This window comes from Falsihalocynthiibacter sp. BN13B15, assembly GCF_041205415.1.
Taxonomy (GTDB): domain Bacteria; phylum Pseudomonadota; class Alphaproteobacteria; order Rhodobacterales; family Rhodobacteraceae; genus Falsihalocynthiibacter; species Falsihalocynthiibacter arcticus.
Genome location: NZ_JBGFCE010000005.1, coordinates 1 through 16994 on the forward strand (window position 1 = coordinate 1; position 16994 = coordinate 16994).

Below are 16994 nucleotides of genomic sequence, written 5' to 3' on the forward strand. Positions count from 1 at the left end.
CCATACTTCTTGGGCAACTCCGCAAGCGTCATCTCCTCGCGGATTGCTTCAAGCGCGACCTTGGCTTTGAACTCTGGCGAATGGTTCTTTCGTTTTTTCATTCTGGATCACTTCTCTCATCGTGCGATCCACCTTAACAACTGGTCCGAAATTCCGCGACCACCTCTCTCTACGGTGGTGCCCGTTAATACCCCACAGCGCTTTGCTTGCATACACCCTAGTCCTAGAAGCCATGCCGTGCGGGCAAACCTATGCGTAATAAATGAAGAGGACACGGAAACCCAAAGTACACGCGATCTTCAGCCATCACTACAATGACGTCCATTAATCCTCCCAGCGCCCGCTGATTACAAACAGGCCTTACCGCTTGCCAGTGTGGACAGACCTCACCCAAAAGCGTTACAGTAACGTGTACCGGACAAGAACACACTCGGCGAACAACCATCTGAAAAAATTTGGATATTTCGCCTACAACACGGCTCCGTTAGGCTCCACCATAGTATTTTTAAAATTTGCTATCGTTAGATCTCTCTTTATTTTAGGGGTGCACAAAGCTTCGAACTGTTTTTGCGGCGGCGTTGAGAAAAATGCTTAACACCCAAAATTTTACCTCGGAACCAATACCCCGAACAATAACGGTTGGAGTGATCCAGAAAGCGAAGACGTTGTCTCGTAGCCTGTCCCCTCTCACACAGGGTGCGCACGCACAGGCGCTTCTTGAAAACACGCGATTTATTGACAGGGCGCGCTGGGGGTCTTACCCAAAGGCAACCGAATATTTTTCAGGAGCATAGGATGCCCGCCCACCAAAAATCTCTCGCCCTTGTGGCCCATGACGGCATGAAAGACGCGCTGATCGAATGGGCGCGCCCACGGGTAGCGGAGCTGTCTAAGCATCGCCTATTTGCCACAGGGACCACGGGGGGGCGGCTGCATACGGAACTGGGGCTGGACATCACTCTCCTCAAAAGCGGCCCTTTGGGGGGCGATGCGCAGCTTGGCGCCATGATCGCGGAGGAAAGGCTCGACGGGCTTGTGTTTTTTGTCGATCCTCTCTCGGCCCTACCCCACGATGTTGACGTGAAATCATTGCTGCGGCTTGCGATTCTGTATGACACGAACTTGGCTGTGAATAAAACGACCGCAGATGCGGTTCTGGCCCATTTTGATACTCCAAAATAACCCCACGAGGCAGACATGACACCAGAAACGCGCTTACGCGAAGATATTTGCACCATTGCCAAATCGCTTTTTGATCGTGGCTTAACCAGTGGGGCCAGTGGCAATATTTCCGCGCGCACCGAGGATGGCGGGCTTTTGGTTACGCCAACGGGGAGTTGTTTTGGCCGCCTTGATCCTGCGCGACTTTCGCGTTTTAATGCGCAATTGAGCCATATCGGCGGGGACAAGCCAACGAAGGAAATGGCCCTCCATGAGGCCTTCTATGACACACGCGGCGCGAAGGCGGGGGCGATCGTTCATTTGCACTCCTGCCACTCGGTGGCGCTTTCTACCCTGCCCGACACCGACCCTGACAACATGTTACCGCCCATCACGGCCTACGGGGTCATGCGCCTTGGGAAAGTGGCCCTACTGCCGTATTTCATGCCCGGTGATCCCGCGATGGGCGGTGCCATCCGTGGGCTCGCAGGCAAGCGCAGCGCCGTCGTTTTGGCCCATCACGGCCCTGTGGTCGCTGGCAAGGACCTTGAGGCCGCAGCCAACGCGATGGAAGAATTGGAAGAAACCGCCAAGCTCGCGTTACTGACACGCGGCATGACGCCAAATCTTCTGAGCGAGGCGCAAATTCAAGGGCTGGTGCGCGAATTCGGTGTTGAATGGGACTAGGGTGACCCACGCCTAAAAACGCCAACGGGCCGCAACCATTTCTGGTGCGACCCGTTTTTTAATGTTCGCGCGTCACTCCATCAAAGACGGGAGAAACAGCGAGAACGACGGCACATAGGTAATCAAAATCAACGCGGCCAAAATTGCGATATAAAACGGCCAGATCGTCTTTAGACATTCTTCGATTTTGATTTTACCCACGGCACATCCCACAAAGAGACAGGTGCCAACGGGCGGTGTGCAAAGGCCGAGACCCAAGTTCACCAGCATCATGATGCCAAATTGCGTAGGGTCCATTCCCAAGTCGCGGGCGATGGGCAAAAAGATCGGTGTGCAAATCAAAATCAACGCTGCCATATCCATGATCATGCCCAAAACAAGCAGGATAATGTTGATCATGATCAGAATGACGATTTTGTTGTCAGAGATTGCGAGCAATAAGTCACTAAGCTTCATCGGCACCTGATAGAGCGCCAGAAGATAGGCAAAGGCCGAGGCAAAACCGATGAGGATCATCACCATCGACGTAGTTTTAACCGTGCTCACAACCGAAGTTTTCAGGCCCGCATAACTCAGCGAGCGATAGATCAGCCCCGTCAAAACGAGGGCATAGATCGCGCCGAAAGCTCCAGATTCCGTAACGGTAAACACACCACCAAGAACACCACCGATAATGATAACTGCGGTAAACAGACCCGGGATCGCAACAGCCCCCGTGCGGGCAACTTCGCCCCAACCGGGGAAAGGTTCAGCGGGATATTTATGTTTGATCGCGATAACATAGGCGGCAATGGCCAAACACACGCACATCAGAATACCGGGAATAACACCGGCCAAAAAGAGCTTATCAACCGCAATTACCCCACCTGAGGCAACCGCGAGAATAATCATGTTGTGGCTGGGCGGGATAACGATACCCGCAATCGACGAGGTGACCGTGACGTTGACCGCATAGTCAGGCCGATAGCCGCGCTCTTTCATCACGGGGATTAGGATCGACCCCAGCGCCGAAATATCCGCAATCGCTGATCCCGAAATTCCACCAAACAGCATGGAGGAAAAGATATTCACCGAGGCCAAACCGCCGCGAACGTGCCCAACGAGCGTAGAGGCAAAACGCACCAACCGGATGGCGATACCGCCGTGCATCATCACTTCGCCTGCAAGGACAAAGAACGGAATGGCAAGGAGGGGGAAGCTGGCGACGCCGGAAATCGTGCGCTGGAATGTGGTGACAAGGGGGAACCCTTCAAACCAAAACGCGCCCAATGCCGCAGCGCCCATGGCAAAAGCGACCGGCATACCAATGATCACGCCGCCAAAAAATACGCCCAAAAGGATGAGCAAACCATATTCCATTATTCTAACCCCTCGGAGAGATAAGCTGCGCGTTTTTCGGGGTCACAAACCATGATCAAAAGACGCGATGCGGAAAAGAGAAAAACAAGCGCACCACAGAAAACGGCGGAACCTGTGCGTATCCCTTCGGGAACATTCAGCATGGGAAGCAATGTCGACCAGCCGAAAATCGTAAGTTTGACGCTATATATGAACATTGCCAAGCCAAGCCCCGCCACAATGAGATCGCTTAAGATAAGCAGAAAAACTTGAACTTTGGGCGGAGACATATCGCGAAACAGGGTGACGCCAAGGTGGCTTCTTGTGTGAATGCCCGCAGCGGCCCCAAGGAACGTAATATAACAAATCAACACAAGGGCCAGTTGCTCAACCCATGTCGGCGTGACGTTCAAAACATAGCGGCCAAAGACCAACCAACCGAAGGTGAGAACCATCACAGTGACGGCAATCGCGCCTGTGACAATGCATATTTTACTGAGAGTGTTGTTGAAACGGATGAGGTTATCCGTCCATTTCCGCTGCTCGCTCATTTTCATCTCCCATAAAAAAAACGCGCCGACCTAGATGCAAGGGCGGCGCGACTCTTTGATATCGTGCAGATTAATCCGCAGCTTGGATCATCTCAACGAGACCCGCCATATCTGGGCTGGCAGCGAGGTATTGGTCGTAGACCGGAGCCATTGCGGCTTGAAACGCGGCTTTATCTTCGATTGTGTTCACAAGAACACCACCTGCGACAACTTTTTCCATCGAAGCCGCTTCACGGGCCTGCCACAATTCACGCTGTAGTTTCGCAGAATCCATCGCTGCTGCTTTTACAATGACTTGCTGCTCTGGCGTGAAGCCTTCCCAAGTTTTCAGGCTCATGCAAAGGCACTCAGGAATGATCAAGTGCTCGGACAACGAGTAGAATTTCGCAACTTGGAAGTGGTTTGTGGATTCGTAGGATGGTGGGTTGTTTTCCGCACCGTCGACAACGCCCGTTTTGATCGACTGATACACTTCAGCAAAGGCCATTGGTGTCGCGTTGCCGCCCAAAGATTCGATCATGCCAACGAACAAATCGTTGTTCATAACGCGAACTTTCATGCCTTCAACGTCCGCAGGAACGTTCACAGGCTGGATCGAGTTATAGAAAGAGCGTGCGCCAGCGTCATAGAAGGCCAGAGCTTTGATGCCTTTTTTCTGCATGCCCGCGTCGATAGCATCGCCAACAGCGCCGTCCATCAACTCATACATTTGAGGGATGGATTTAAAGATGAAGGGAAGCGAAACAACGTTGGCTTCAGGAACCGCTTGGCCCATCGGACCGAGACTGAATACGCCGAAATCAAGCGCGCCGAGGCGAAGCTGCTCGATCGCATCCGGTTGGCTTCCGAGGACACCGCCGTGGTAAACTTTGCCACTGATTTCGCCAGCCGTCGCTTCAGAAACTTCTGCGATAAAGGCTTCCATGCCATAGGACACAGGGTAGTCTTCGACGTGGATATTCCAGCCGCGCAGGTCTTTTGCCATTGTGCCAGTCGCGCCAAAAGCCATTGCTACGCCTACAGCGCCTGCCCAAATTTTATTAATAGATGTCGTCATGAGGGATCCTCCCAAATCCTGATTTACATTAAAATCAACATATTTGTAAAAAGTTGTAAAAGCAACAGGGCAAATATCTCACAACGTAATTTTAAGTCTTTTAAAAACAGGCATTTAAAATGTCACCAAACTTTAGTGCACAAAAACAATTGGAAAATTGCGCCAAGATGGGAGGAAGTAAGGCTCATTGGAATCGATTTGGAACTCTTTCAACGCGCGAATCAAAAAGGGCCCACAAGAATGCAGGCCCTTCGCGTTCAAATAGGAACGCTTTTTCTTAAGAGAAATCAGCCGGAAGAAGGCTAACCGGAATGTTTTGATAGCTTACAGGACGCAAGAAACGACGGATAGAAAGGGTTCCAACCGATGTCGCGCCAAAGTTCGTGGATGCAGGATAAGGTCCGCCGTGCACCATTGTGTCACAAACTTCTACGCCAGTCGGGAAGCCATTGGCCAACACACGACCAGCTTTGCGCTCAAGGATCGGGAGCAACTGACGGGCCAATGGCGCATCTTCGTCATCCATGTGCAACGTACATGTGAGCTGCCCAACGAGGCTTTTCGCAACCGCGAGCATTTCGGCTTCATCTTTGGCAACGACAACAAGACCCAAGGGGCCAAAGACCTCTTCGCCAAGTTCTTCATTCGCGAGCCATTCGGACGCCGTGGTTTGGAACAGATAGGGCGTCGCGTTGCGCAAATCACATGTCGTGGTGAGCAGCGTTTGAACGCCTTGCGAGCCTGCAACACGGTCACGACCTGAATGATAGGCCGCTGCGATTCCGTCCGTCAGCATGGTTTGTGCGCCGACTTGCTTGAGGGCAACTTGCGCCGCGTGGACAAAAGCTGCGCCCTCGTCACCTTCCAAAACAACCGCGATTCCGGGGTTGGTACAGAACTGTCCTGCGCCCATCGTAAGGGAGGCAGCCCAGCCAGCGCCAAGCGTCGCGCCCTTGGTTTTCACTGCATGTGGCAGCATGAACATCGGGTTAACCGAGCCCAATTCCCCAAAGAACGGAATGGGTTCTGGACGCGCCGCACAAAGATCAAATAAGGCACGGCCACCACCAAGTGAGCCTGTAAAACCAACAGCTTTGATCAGTGGATGTTGAACACAGGCCTGACCAACAGCGCGATTTCCGCCCTGAATTTGGCTAAACACACCGGGGTGCACACCGCAAATTTCGATCGCCGCATGAATGGCTTGCGCCACAATATCCGACACACCGGGGTGGGCAGAGTGGCCTTTCACAACAACAGAACACCCAGCAGCGAGCGCCGCCGCCGTATCGCCACCCGCCGTGGAGAACGCGAGCGGGAAGTTGGAAGCGCCGAAAACAGAAACAGGTCCGATAGGACGTTGCATCATGCGAATCTCAGGACGAGGAAGCGGCTCGCGATCAGGGAGAGCAGCATCAAAACGGCGATCCAGATAATCGCCTTTTTCGATATGGTCTGCAAAGAGGCGAAGTTGCCCAACCGTGCGACCACGTTCGCCATTCAAGCGACCTTCGGGAAGGCCCGTTTCTTTGGTTCCCATTGCCGTAATTGCTTCGCCGCGTGCATCAATTTGATCCGCGATTTCGCGCAGAAACTTCGCACGGAACGCCCGTGTAGAGACGCCATATTCAACAAAGGCCTCCTCCGCAGCACGTGCAGCACGATCAACCAATTCAGCCGATCCAACGGAAAACTTGTCCGCAACGCCAGAAACAGGTGTGTTTTCAAAGACGCCTTCGCCTTCGACCCATTCTCCAGCAATAAGGTGTTTACCCATCAACATAATTCTCGCCCTCCTTGGCATAGTCTATTGCATTTCGCCGCGCAAATATCCGCACGGTGTTGGCACATCGGTACCAGATGAGAATTGCTAAACAAGCAGGAAGTCCACCTGTACCGAGAGTAGTGCGTTTGAATTTCACAGCGCGGCACGTTTGATTGCGGCTCAAACGCCGTGGTGTGTTGCGAAGACGCGTTGACACCATCCGCATGTGATTTTACAAATAAACATCAATTCTCCTCTAATTAAAGGCGCATCATGACGCAAAATATTAACGCCCCCTCCGACTGGATGATATCAGGACCGGGGGCCGAACGTCGTATTCTTTGCTATAACGATGACCTTATGATGGTTGAGTTCCGCTTTGCCAAAGAGGGCCTCGGTGCACTCCACAATCACCCCCACACTCAAACAACCGTTGTGGCTTCGGGGAAGTTCCAATTCACCCTTGAGGGGAAAACACACATTTTGGAAGCTGGCGACTCGCTTCTCATTCCGTCGCTGGCGATGCATGAATGCCTCTGCCTCGAAGGGGGTGTTTTGATGGATGCCTTCACGCCTTGTCGCGATGATTTCCTCGAAGCCCACAGCCTCAACAAAGTACCTTCCTAAGCGCCGTCAAAAACGCGTTTTCGCGCATTTTCAACATGCACTCGCATTGCTAAACGCGCAGCCTCGGCATCAGACACCTTAATCGCTTTCAGAATGGCCAAGTGCTCGCCCTGTACCAATTCAAGGCGCGAGGCGGGCATTGTCAGCGAGAGGTTGCGCGTAAGATTCATGCCCGTGAGGATATTCGCCTTCATGGAATTCCGTGCCGAGGTGAAATATTGATTGTCTGCTGATTCACAAATTGCCGCATGAAAAGCCTCATCAGCATCCACGCCAAGCTCGTTTGCCTGCACACATCGGTCAAGTTCGTCGTAGGCCGTTTGAAGTTTTTGCAAATCCCGATCAGTGCGCCGGTTGGCCGCAAGAAACGCGGCCTCCCCTTCGATGGCGGCCCGAAATTCGAAAGTTCTTTGGATATCCGCAATCGATCCGACGGGTGCAAAATCCAACACTGAGCCGTCGGGGCGGCGCTGAACGTAAGATCCCGACCCTTGCCGCGACACGATCAAACCGTCTTCGCGCAATTGCTTTAAAGCCTGCCGCAGAACTGGCCGACTCACCTCAAGACTCTCACTAAGAACATGTTCCGTCGGTAATTTAACCCCGACCGCGAACTCGCCTAAAACAATCATCGAGACAATGCGTTCGTAGGCACGATCCGAAAGGGTTCGATCCCTGACGGGACGTCCCGCAGTTCTAAATGCCGTATTACTGTCGATCTCTGCTATCGATTGTTCTTTTCTCGCCACGCTGAGTATAAGTCCTTTGTTGCCGGATCCGTCGGCGGATATAGTCCGAAGGTTGATGCGCCCGCCTGAACACGCTCAAGCACAAAATCCTCAAATGCAGTCATCTCAATTGCCTCGTTTGCGACCTCATGGGCAATATGCTTGGGCAGCACGACAACGCCCTCGTTATCCCCCACGAGAATATCTCCTGGGAACACCGAAACCCCACCGCAAGCAATTGGTTCGTTAATGCCAATTGCGTGATGCTTGGTCAAGTTCGTTGGGGCACTTGGTTGCTTGTGATAGGCAGGCATCGACATCCTCGAAATCTCGGGGGCATCGCGAAATCCCCCGTCGGTCACAATGCCTGCACATCCAAGAACGCTCAATCGCGTCGCCAATATGCCACCTGCGGAAGCAGCACTCGCGTCACCCCGCGAGTCGATCACGAATACCGCGCCTTCTGGGCATTCTTCGACTCCTTTGCGTTGTGGATTTTGGGGATCGGCGAAAGTTTCCAACCCGTCCAAGTCCTCACGCGCGGGAATATAGCGCAGCGTATAAGCGTATCCGACCATATTCGGACCCGGGTTCATACGATGAATATTTTGGATGTAAATATTCTTAAAGCCACGCTTAAACATAGCGGTTGTCAGAGTCGCCGTACTGACTTTCATCAATATTTCGTGGAGTTCAGCGTCAGTTTCTTTCATGTCGAGCAGCCCTTTAAAATCTTGTGACGCAGATGCGCCTCCTCCAATTTGTAAATGCCTCTGTTATATTTGTCAAATATTTGTAAAGATAAAGGGTGAAGTTTCTATAAAACATCCCTTACGGGGTGAATTACAACTAAATAGGAAGTACTGCCCGCAATTTCGTACATTGAGGCCTGTAAAATTTCTAAAACCTGACACGGGCCATAAATCAGGTGGCAATGAAATGACGCCAGCGCGCAAGATTTATCACAAATACAAAACGGGTCAGAAAGCCAAGCTATCAAATGTAAAGGGATCGCAAATACAATTAAAGCTCACGCCTCCCGATTTGAATGACGCTGAATTGCTTTCAATTGGGGAACCTCAAGTTTTGTATAAGGTCCAACTTTTGTTAGCGCGAGTACGCGATGTGAATAAGCCGTTGAATGGGGTTCGGGGAATTCAAAACCTGCCGCTTGTCCCTATCTCACATTCTATCAGGTGAGTTACTCAGAATTGAACCTGACCGCTCGCTATTCTCTGCTACGAAAGGGGTAAGGTTAACCTTGGGGAAACATCAACCAGATGCCTTGGCAGATTTCTTAGAGACCGGCGATTTTAGACGGCGAAAAATGAAATTTGATGAAAATGGCATATTGCAGATAGAACACCTTCCCAGCCGACAACGAGTGTCCGCAAATATCTCGAAAGCGCTTTTAGCGGATGCATTGCGCAAGATTCTGATCTCGGATGGCCGCAAATTAAAATCAACGTGGGTCAAAAATCCACCGTCTTCAACGTTCTAGGCCACCGGGATCCCTCCCTGTCCGCACGAACAAAATAGCAATAAATGGTCTTTCTAATCAGGGAGGAATGCCACGGAGTTGACGCATAAAAAGTTCCATGATTGCTCTGACTTGAAAACGCTAGTCAGGAATAAGAGGCGCGACTAGGAAAGCGTTTACAAATCTAGGCGCAATCCAAACTCAGTAAAAACCATACTCAAAAATGGCAAGGCTACGGGGCTCGTCACCTCCGCGAAGACGTCGAATCTGTCTTTAGGCGACTGCTGACAATTAAATGGCTAAATGGTGATCCCATCAGGAATCGAACCTGAAACCCCCTGCTTAGAAGGCAGGTGCTCTATCCAGTTGAGCTATGGGACCACATTGTTCGGTGCGAGATGCACCTATTTGCTTTTCATAGCCTGACGGGCATGAATTTCAAGCGGAAAACCCCGCACTATGCGCAATTTTCAGTTTACACAGCCCATCTTTTTGGAAATGGAACGGCCCCACCATGTTCGAGGGCTCACGCCAGCGCGACTTAATGCGTCCAAGCGCCCCGACGATTCGTTGCGAAATTTTCGCCGTAGCCGCCTGCACGGATAACTGGCTTGCGTGTTTTTGGCTCTTGAACACTCGCCTCAATGCCATTGGCGCGGGCGTATTCAAGCGCCGCATCCTTGCTGTCGAACCGAAGCCGAACTTGGCTCTGCATATCATCGGAGCTTGTCCACCCCATCAATGGGTCTACGTCACGCGCGGAAGCTTGCGCAAACTCAAGAACCCAGACTTTAGATTTTCCCATGCCCGACTGCATGGCATTTCTGGTTGGCTGATAGATACGGGCGCGCATGGCGGTCTCCTGAAAAACTTGAAGTCTTATCGCAAAGAAACAGCCCGCATTGCAAGTATGAACGCACGTTAAGGTGCGCGACATCATGATAATTATCTTCTCTTGGGGGGGGGAAGTAGATTGTCGACCTAAACTGGGAGCGGGGTGGGTGGGGTGGGTGGGTGCGCTTAGATCGACAATCATTTCTGCTGCTTACTTGGTTAACCTACGCACCAGAATTACCCCAAGCAAGTAAAAAACTCGCTTAAGTTGCATTACTTTGCATAAAATTCAACCTAAACACGTAACACATTATTAACAAATGCACGGAAATCCCCCTCCGCCCCCTTGAAGTGGAACAAAAAGTGATCAAATCTGTGGGCGAATAAGGAACTGATTCATGAACGTCCCACAGACCCCACAAAACCCAAACGGCCGCAAAAAACTCGAAGGCGGCAAGCGATTTGTGCTGAGTTCGGAATTCTCACCCGCAGGCGATCAGCCAACTGCCATTCGGGAGCTGGTTGACGGAATAAACTCCGGTGAGCAGAGCCAAGTCCTGCTGGGGGCCACGGGTACGGGCAAAACTTTTACGATGGCAAAGGTGATCGAGGCGACCCAACGCCCCGCCATCATTCTTGCGCCCAATAAAACCCTCGCAGCCCAGCTTTATGCTGAATTCAAAGGCTTTTTTCCCGACAACGCCGTCGAATATTTCGTTTCATTTTACGACTATTACCAGCCCGAAGCCTATGTTGCCCGCTCCGATACCTTCATCGAAAAAGAGAGCCAGATCAACGAACAGATCGACCGCATGCGCCACTCGGCGACACGCGCCCTCCTCGAACGCGATGACGTCATTATCGTGGCCTCCGTCTCCTGTATCTATGGCATCGGGAGCCCTGAAACCTATACCGAAATGACGCAGGATTTGGTCGCTGGCGAAACCTATGTCCAGCGCGAAATCATGGCCGGCTTCATTGCGCAACAATACAAACGCAACGACGCGGGATTCTCGCGCGGAACTTTTCGCGTGCGCGGCGACAGCCTCGAAATATGGCCAAGTCACCTCGAAGATCGCGGCTGGCGATTTTCCTTCTTTGGCGACGAACTTGAGGGAATCACCGAGTTCGACACGCTCACGGGTGAGCGTACAGATGTGCTCGAAAAGGTTCGCGTCTATGCGAATTCGCACTATGTGACCCCCCGCCCGACCCTGCTTCAGGCGATCAAATCAATCAAATCCGAACTCGCGATTCGTTTGAAACAATTCGAGAGCGAAGGCAAACTTCTCGAAGCCCAGCGCATCGAGCAACGCACGAAATTCGACCTTGAAATGATCGAGGCACAGGGGTTTTGCAACGGGATCGAAAACTATTCGCGCTATCTCACGGGCCGCGCCCCGGGTGAGCCGCCCCCCACCCTTTTTGAATATATCCCCGATAATGCCATCGTTTTTGCCGACGAGAGCCACGTTTCCGTGCCCCAAATCGGCGGCATGTATAAAGGCGACTTTCGTCGCAAAAGCACGCTGTCGGAACACGGTTTCCGCCTCCCCAGCTGTATGGACAACCGCCCCCTCAAATTCGAGGAATGGGACGCCATGCGCAGCCAATCGATCTTCGTTTCCGCGACCCCGTCAAAATGGGAAATGGAGCAAGCGGGCGGCGTCTTTGCCGAGCAAATCATCCGACCAACGGGGCTGCTCGACCCCATCATTGAAATCCGCCCTGTCACCACCCAAGTTGATGATCTTCTTGACGAAGTCCGCAAAGTAACCGCGGGGGGCTATCGCGTTTTGGTCACAACCTTGACCAAACGCATGGCCGAAGATCTAACGGAATACCTGCATGAACAGGGCATCAAAGTGCGCTATATGCACAGTGATATTGATACCCTTGAGCGCATCGAAATCCTCCGCGACCTGCGCCTAGGGGCCTTTGATGTACTGATCGGCATCAACCTTCTGCGCGAGGGTTTGGACATTCCGGAATGTGGCCTTGTCGCCATTCTCGACGCCGACAAAGAAGGCTTTTTGCGCAGCGAAACCTCGCTGATCCAAACCATTGGCCGTGCCGCGCGTAACGCCGAGGGCCGCGTCATCATGTATGCGGATCGTATCACCGGAAGCATGGAGCGCGCGATTGGCGAGACTGACAGGCGGCGCGACAAGCAAATCGCCCACAATCTGGCAAACGGCATCACCCCGACAACCATCAAGAAAAACGTCGAGGATGTTCTTTCGGGTCTCTACAAAGGCGACGTCGACATGAACCGCGTCACCGCCGTCATCGAAAAACCGTTGTTTGGAGCGAATCTATCCGCGCATCTCGACGGTTTGCGGGTGGATATGCGCAAAGCTGCCGAGAATTTGGAGTTCGAGGAAGCGGCGCGTTTGCGCGACGAGGTTCGGCGCTTGGAAGCGGTCGAACTTGCCGTTTCTAACGATCCCATGGCCCGCCAATCCGCGATTGAAGCGGCAAGCGAAACGGCAAACAACAAACGTGGTCGCAGCACGGCAGGCAAAAGCGGCACCCGCGCTTATCGCGGCAAATCCGAAGCTAAGTTCTAGAAAGGGAGGGCTTCTCTCGCGCGTTAAAACCGACTAACCTCGTTGAATATTTGGCCCGATTGGAGAAAGCCTTGCGTGTTCATCCCAGAAGCAATCACCTGAGATTGGCGGCAACGCTCGCGGGCTTAATGGTTTTGGTTGCCTGCGCCACGCCACAGCAACGTTGTATCAACGGCGCCACGCGCGAGTACCAAACGGTTGCAATTCTGGCGGAACAAACCGAGTTAAACATCGCGCGCGGCTATGCCATCGACATTTCCTATTTGCCCTACACGGTTTACGAAACCTGTTATTACGGGAATCGGCGCGCCTATGCCTGCCCACAAACCTACACTCGCACGGTAGAAACTCCGCAAACAATCGATGTCGCCGAACAAAAGCGCATTCTAGCCGATCTCAAGATCAAACTATCCTCCCTCCAAGATGCCTCCGCTGCATGGATTGCCCAATGCCAAGCACAGTATCCTGAATAGAGTTAAAAAACTGCTGACACCTCATACATAACGGGCTCGAAACTCTTGCAAAGGTCGCTAATCGCGCGATTACGAGCCCGCATTTCCTCCGTGCGCAGCATCGCTTGAAAATCCTCGCGCCGCGTCCATTGCGAGTAATTGGCAATCCGCGTTTGCGCATCATTCACATGCAACCCAGCCCCAATAAATCCGGGTTGTTTGCTGATAAAAACCTCATAGGCGTCGGTCAGTGCGTCGAGCAAATCCTGACAGGTACCCGGGGTCATTTCAAAAGTAGTGATGACCGTTTGAACGGGGGCGGCGACGGAAATAATTGGCATAAATGTCCTCCTCTCCTTTCAGCCTAGCTGATAGAAGAAAAAACGCCAAATTCAAAAAGGGGGCACGTTTCCGCACCCCCGCTTTTCTTTTTTACACGGGATTATCCATCCGCACCGTCAAATGAACGGTACCGCGACAGGCCTGCGACCACTTAACGCGAACCTCGTCCTGATCCGCGCCTTGCTTGAGGGCGCAGTACGGGAATTCCGTCACATGGGTGTTGGACGCGCGCAGAATTTTGCCATCCGGCACAAGGCCGACCATCGATTTGGTCATGCCCCCAAAGGGAAGATGCGACTCCGTCGAAACCACCCAACTCGCCGAATCCGAATTCTCCACGTGCTTAAAGGTCAGGGGATTATAAATCGGCTGGTTCACCAAATTAAAGGTGTTCCCCTGCACAATAACATTGCGCGCCGAATTCATATCAAGCCCTGCATAGGTTTCATCTACATGGTCAACACGGTCAATATTTCCGTTCAACGATCTGAAAACATTGCCAGAAACATTCAGCCCTGAGAGATAATGCCCCGCCCCGTAAGGCTTGATAACGATCCAATGGAACCACGGTGCAACGTCATTTACCGTGAAAATATTCCCCGTGATCGTCAGTCCACCAAAGGCAAATTCGTTGTTAAAATCGGGCGAGGAATCATGCTCATTTGTGATTTCGATAAAGTTGTTATCAACATAATTCCCAACCACCGTCGCCTTGGGGTTAGCAGTTGTGAACACCAGACCCGCCTTGCGAATACCGTCCGTTTCGCCATCGCCTTGGAACCAATGGTTGCCAGAAAATAGGTGCCCTGTGCCGTTCCAAACGCCAAAAGTACCAAATTTTACCGCGCGATTATCGCGAATTTTAGAGTCGTTAGAATTGACGTTGATGGCTACAGACGACCGGTCTTGTGATCGGGTACTCTGTTCATTGGACAGGAATTGGCAGCGATCAATCAGCATCCCCTGACATCCCGTCCCCGGCGAGGTGATCCCGCGATCTTTCGGCTTAGTAATAAAGCAATCCCGCACTTGGAACGTCAATCCGTCCGGCGCCAGCAAAATCGCGCTCGCCGTCCCCGCGCATTGAAATTCAATATCCGACAGTACGAACTTGTCCAATCCCGAGAAGCCACTGAAATCAAGCACATATTTAAACCGCCTGAAGGTGTAGTTCTGGGTGCCCGCCGCCGCAAAAAGAGGCTGGCTCAACGTCAGCTTTTGCGCCCCGACATTCACCGCCTTTACATAGATTTCACGCCCCACACCCGCGCCCTGAACCAGCGATCCAACCTGAATATTCGCAATATTGGCGACACTTGTGAGCTCATTAGAATTACCCGTGGAATAAGAGGCAATGGACGTCACCACCACATCATTCCAATTCGGTCCAGAAACAACGTTGAACTGGCCATTTCTAATCACCCGCCGCACAGCAAAGGACGAAATATTGCTAACCACCGCCTGAACGTCGATCGGTTCCGTCAGTTCAATCCGGCGCCCCTGCATATCCAGCGACTCATGGTCGGTATAATTAAACAGAGCTTGAAGCGCCTTCTTAAACGCAAGGACTTCATCGCCGCCAAAGGCCGCGATATAGGCCCCAAGGTTATAGTTTTTCGTCAACGAAAGGCGTGCCTCTACGGGCATTGTCAGCGAGCCTTGAAATCTCACGCGGTTTTGGAACGTCACGTTGCTCGGAAGGGAATACACCCCGTCCGAGATCAAAACCTCCCGCCCGTTTGCCGCCGCATCCGCCGCTTCAAACGCCGCGACATCATTGGTCACGCCATCGCCAATCGCCCCGTAATCCTTCACATCAACCCAATCCATCATTGTGCGATGAAACACGCTGGTGACGTCTTCGATTTTGATGTCGTCAATCCGCACGACGGCTCCGTTGGCCCCCGTCAGGTTCAGCCCGAAGTGGCCATATAACGGCGCCATGCCCCACGCCATATCAACGCCCGAACGTGCGCCCGTGCCGACAATCGCAGACACCGCAACGATACCGCCATAGGAGGTCAACGCTTTGGTCGGTCCTACTTCGACAACGCCCCCAACATGGGCATCCCCAGCACCACCGGCCCAACCCGCGATCTGAACCGAAGGCAAATTCCCGCTGATTGCCTTCACCCGCGCCGTGACGCGCAAATAACAACCGGGCAGCATCGGCGTTTCACCCATCCAGCGAAGCTGTTGAGTCGTTTGCGTTTTCAACAATTCCAAACAGCCGCCAAAATCCTGATCCGCGGGCACATAGGCCGCATTTCCGGATCCCGCATATGTATCCGACCCCGCCGTCCCATTCTGAGAGGACCAAACATCCAACCCGTTTGCAAATGTCGGCGGCATAAAAACCAGCCCCTCTGTAATCGCTTTGTTCATCAATAACCCTTTCCACATTCACGGGATCCGCAGCCCCAAAACACCCCACTACAGCACGTTAAAAACGGTGGTGGTCTTGTTTTGAGAGCAAAAGGCACAAGGCCCAGACAGAGGTCATTCCTATCAAACTGGCCTTAAATCCCCCCTACAGCGCCGTACGCAGACTCGCCGATATCGGAACGTTTCATGGGTGTTGACACCTTGTGCTTCGCCCCGTCATACGTCACCATTACGCCGACCTTTCAAAGACGAATGATTTAAAATGCGCATCGCCAGCTATAATATCCGTAAATCCGTCGGCCTTGACTGGAAGCGCGATCCCGACCGAATTCTCAAAGTTCTCCGTGAAATTTCCGCCGACATTGTTCTTTTGCAAGAGGTCGACAAACGGGTGGGCTCCCGACAAGGCACGCTCCCTTCGCCTGTTGATCCAGACGGAATTCAGTACGATTTCGTCGATATCGCCGAGCGCCCATTGAGTGTCGGCTGGCATGGCAACGCGATCCTCTACGGGCCAAGCGTCGAACTCCTCTCCTTTGAGCGCGTCCCCCTGCCCTCGTTTGAACCGCGCGGTGCGGTTTCCGCCCTTTTTCAAGCCAGAGGGTCCAAACCCTTCCGCGTCATCGGCGCACATCTTGGCTTACAAACAACAATGCGCGCAAAACAAGCGGCCGCACTGACGGATTATATGGCGAGTATGCCCTCGGGAACTCCCTGCGTTCTTGCCGGTGATTTTAACGAATGGCGCATGCACGGTGCCGCCTGTCAGGTCTTTGAAAAACAGTTCGACGTCCTCACACCAGGGCCGAGTTTTCACACCGCCCGCCCCAAACTGCCCCTCGACCGTTTTGTCGTCTCGCGTGAGGTCGTTTCTTCCGAATGTCGCGTGTTCACATCCGACACAACCCGCAAGGCCTCCGACCACCTCCCGATCTATCTCGACACAGACAGCCTCTAATCTGCTGAAACTCTGCTTGAAAAATGCGCCGAAAATATTTATTCAGGACTCCAAACTAA

The 16994-nt window shown here is 52.6% G+C and carries 15 protein-coding genes and 1 tRNA gene; 6 read left to right on the plus strand and 10 right to left on the minus strand.

The genetic code is table 11. The annotated features are described in order from the left end of the window. The first annotated feature begins 795 nt into the window (after nt 1–795). Nucleotides 796–1182, plus strand: coding sequence for a methylglyoxal synthase (locus AB9F26_RS09800; RefSeq protein ID WP_039001438.1), 387 nt, complete (start codon nt 796–798; stop codon nt 1180–1182). A 15-nt stretch (nt 1183–1197) separates the two neighbouring features. Next, nucleotides 1198–1848: an aldolase gene (locus AB9F26_RS09805; RefSeq protein WP_335584138.1), complete on the plus strand. Its 651-nt coding sequence runs from the start codon at nt 1198–1200 to the stop codon at nt 1846–1848. A 72-nt stretch (nt 1849–1920) separates the two neighbouring features. Here AB9F26_RS09805 and AB9F26_RS09810 read toward each other — a convergent pair whose 3' ends face one another. The 4 genes from AB9F26_RS09810 to AB9F26_RS09825 all read right to left on the minus strand — a co-directional run bounded on the left by AB9F26_RS09810 (nt 1921) and on the right by AB9F26_RS09825 (nt 6577). After that, nucleotides 1921–3207 (minus strand): TRAP transporter large permease, encoded by a 1287-nt coding sequence (locus AB9F26_RS09810; protein ID WP_335584139.1) that lies wholly within the window; start codon nt 3205–3207, stop codon nt 1921–1923. Then, the gene (locus tag AB9F26_RS09815; protein ID WP_039001441.1) at nt 3207–3737 is read right to left on the minus strand and encodes a TRAP transporter small permease; all 531 of its coding nucleotides are present in this window, start codon (nt 3735–3737) and stop codon (nt 3207–3209) included. Before AB9F26_RS09815 ends, AB9F26_RS09810 begins: the two co-directional genes overlap by 1 nt. Before the next feature lie 70 nt (nt 3738–3807). Further along, nucleotides 3808–4794 (minus strand): TRAP transporter substrate-binding protein, encoded by a 987-nt coding sequence (locus AB9F26_RS09820; RefSeq protein ID WP_335584140.1) that lies wholly within the window; start codon nt 4792–4794, stop codon nt 3808–3810. Nucleotides 4795–5071: 277 nt separating this feature from the next. Beyond that, entirely contained in the window at nt 5072–6577 is a 1506-nt protein-coding gene (locus tag AB9F26_RS09825) for an aldehyde dehydrogenase (NADP(+)) (RefSeq protein WP_369767935.1), read from the minus strand. 255 nt (nt 6578–6832) lie between these two features. Here AB9F26_RS09825 and AB9F26_RS09830 point away from each other — a divergent pair, with 255 nt between their 5' ends. After that, nucleotides 6833–7186 carry a cupin domain-containing protein gene (locus AB9F26_RS09830; RefSeq protein WP_369767936.1) on the plus strand — a complete coding sequence of 118 codons (354 nt, stop codon included), beginning with the start codon at nt 6833–6835 and terminating at the stop codon, nt 7184–7186. On the opposite strand, the gene AB9F26_RS09835 is transcribed toward AB9F26_RS09830, so the two are convergent. From AB9F26_RS09835 to AB9F26_RS09850, 4 genes are all read right to left on the minus strand, one after another. Continuing rightward, nucleotides 7183–7935, minus strand: a complete 753-nt coding sequence (locus AB9F26_RS09835) for a FadR/GntR family transcriptional regulator (RefSeq protein WP_369767937.1) — start codon at nt 7933–7935, stop codon at nt 7183–7185. The genes AB9F26_RS09830 and AB9F26_RS09835 overlap by 4 nt on opposite strands. Then, nucleotides 7911–8627 carry a ribonuclease activity regulator RraA gene (locus AB9F26_RS09840; RefSeq protein ID WP_039001445.1) on the minus strand — a complete coding sequence of 239 codons (717 nt, stop codon included), beginning with the start codon at nt 8625–8627 and terminating at the stop codon, nt 7911–7913. The genes AB9F26_RS09835 and AB9F26_RS09840 overlap by 25 nt, the downstream gene beginning before the upstream one ends. A gap of 1071 nt (nt 8628–9698) precedes the next feature. Next, nucleotides 9699–9775, minus strand: a tRNA-Arg gene (locus tag AB9F26_RS09845). Nucleotides 9776–9935: 160 nt separating this feature from the next. Further along, on the minus strand, nt 9936–10247 hold the full coding sequence (locus AB9F26_RS09850; RefSeq protein ID WP_039001989.1) for an ETC complex I subunit: 312 nt from the start codon (nt 10245–10247) through the stop codon (nt 9936–9938). A 379-nt stretch (nt 10248–10626) separates the two neighbouring features. On the opposite strand from AB9F26_RS09850, the gene uvrB reads away from it, so the two are divergent. Both uvrB and AB9F26_RS09860 read left to right on the plus strand, forming a co-directional pair. Then, nucleotides 10627–12798 carry an excinuclease ABC subunit UvrB gene (gene uvrB / locus AB9F26_RS09855; protein ID WP_335584144.1) on the plus strand — a complete coding sequence of 724 codons (2172 nt, stop codon included), beginning with the start codon at nt 10627–10629 and terminating at the stop codon, nt 12796–12798. 71 nt (nt 12799–12869) lie between these two features. Next, nucleotides 12870–13271: a hypothetical protein gene (locus AB9F26_RS09860; protein WP_335584145.1), complete on the plus strand. Its 402-nt coding sequence runs from the start codon at nt 12870–12872 to the stop codon at nt 13269–13271. A gap of 2 nt (nt 13272–13273) precedes the next feature. Here AB9F26_RS09860 and AB9F26_RS09865 read toward each other — a convergent pair whose 3' ends face one another. After that, complete coding sequence (locus tag AB9F26_RS09865) at nt 13274–13591, minus strand: antibiotic biosynthesis monooxygenase (protein ID WP_039001987.1); 318 nt, start codon at nt 13589–13591, stop codon at nt 13274–13276. Nucleotides 13592–13682: 91 nt separating this feature from the next. After that, entirely contained in the window at nt 13683–15977 is a 2295-nt protein-coding gene (locus AB9F26_RS09870; protein WP_369767938.1) for a glycosyl hydrolase family 28-related protein, read from the minus strand. A gap of 262 nt (nt 15978–16239) precedes the next feature. Here AB9F26_RS09870 and AB9F26_RS09875 point away from each other — a divergent pair, with 262 nt between their 5' ends. After that, nucleotides 16240–16935, plus strand: a complete 696-nt coding sequence (locus AB9F26_RS09875) for an endonuclease/exonuclease/phosphatase family protein (protein ID WP_369767939.1) — start codon at nt 16240–16242, stop codon at nt 16933–16935. The last annotated feature ends 59 nt before the right edge of the window (nt 16936–16994 follow it).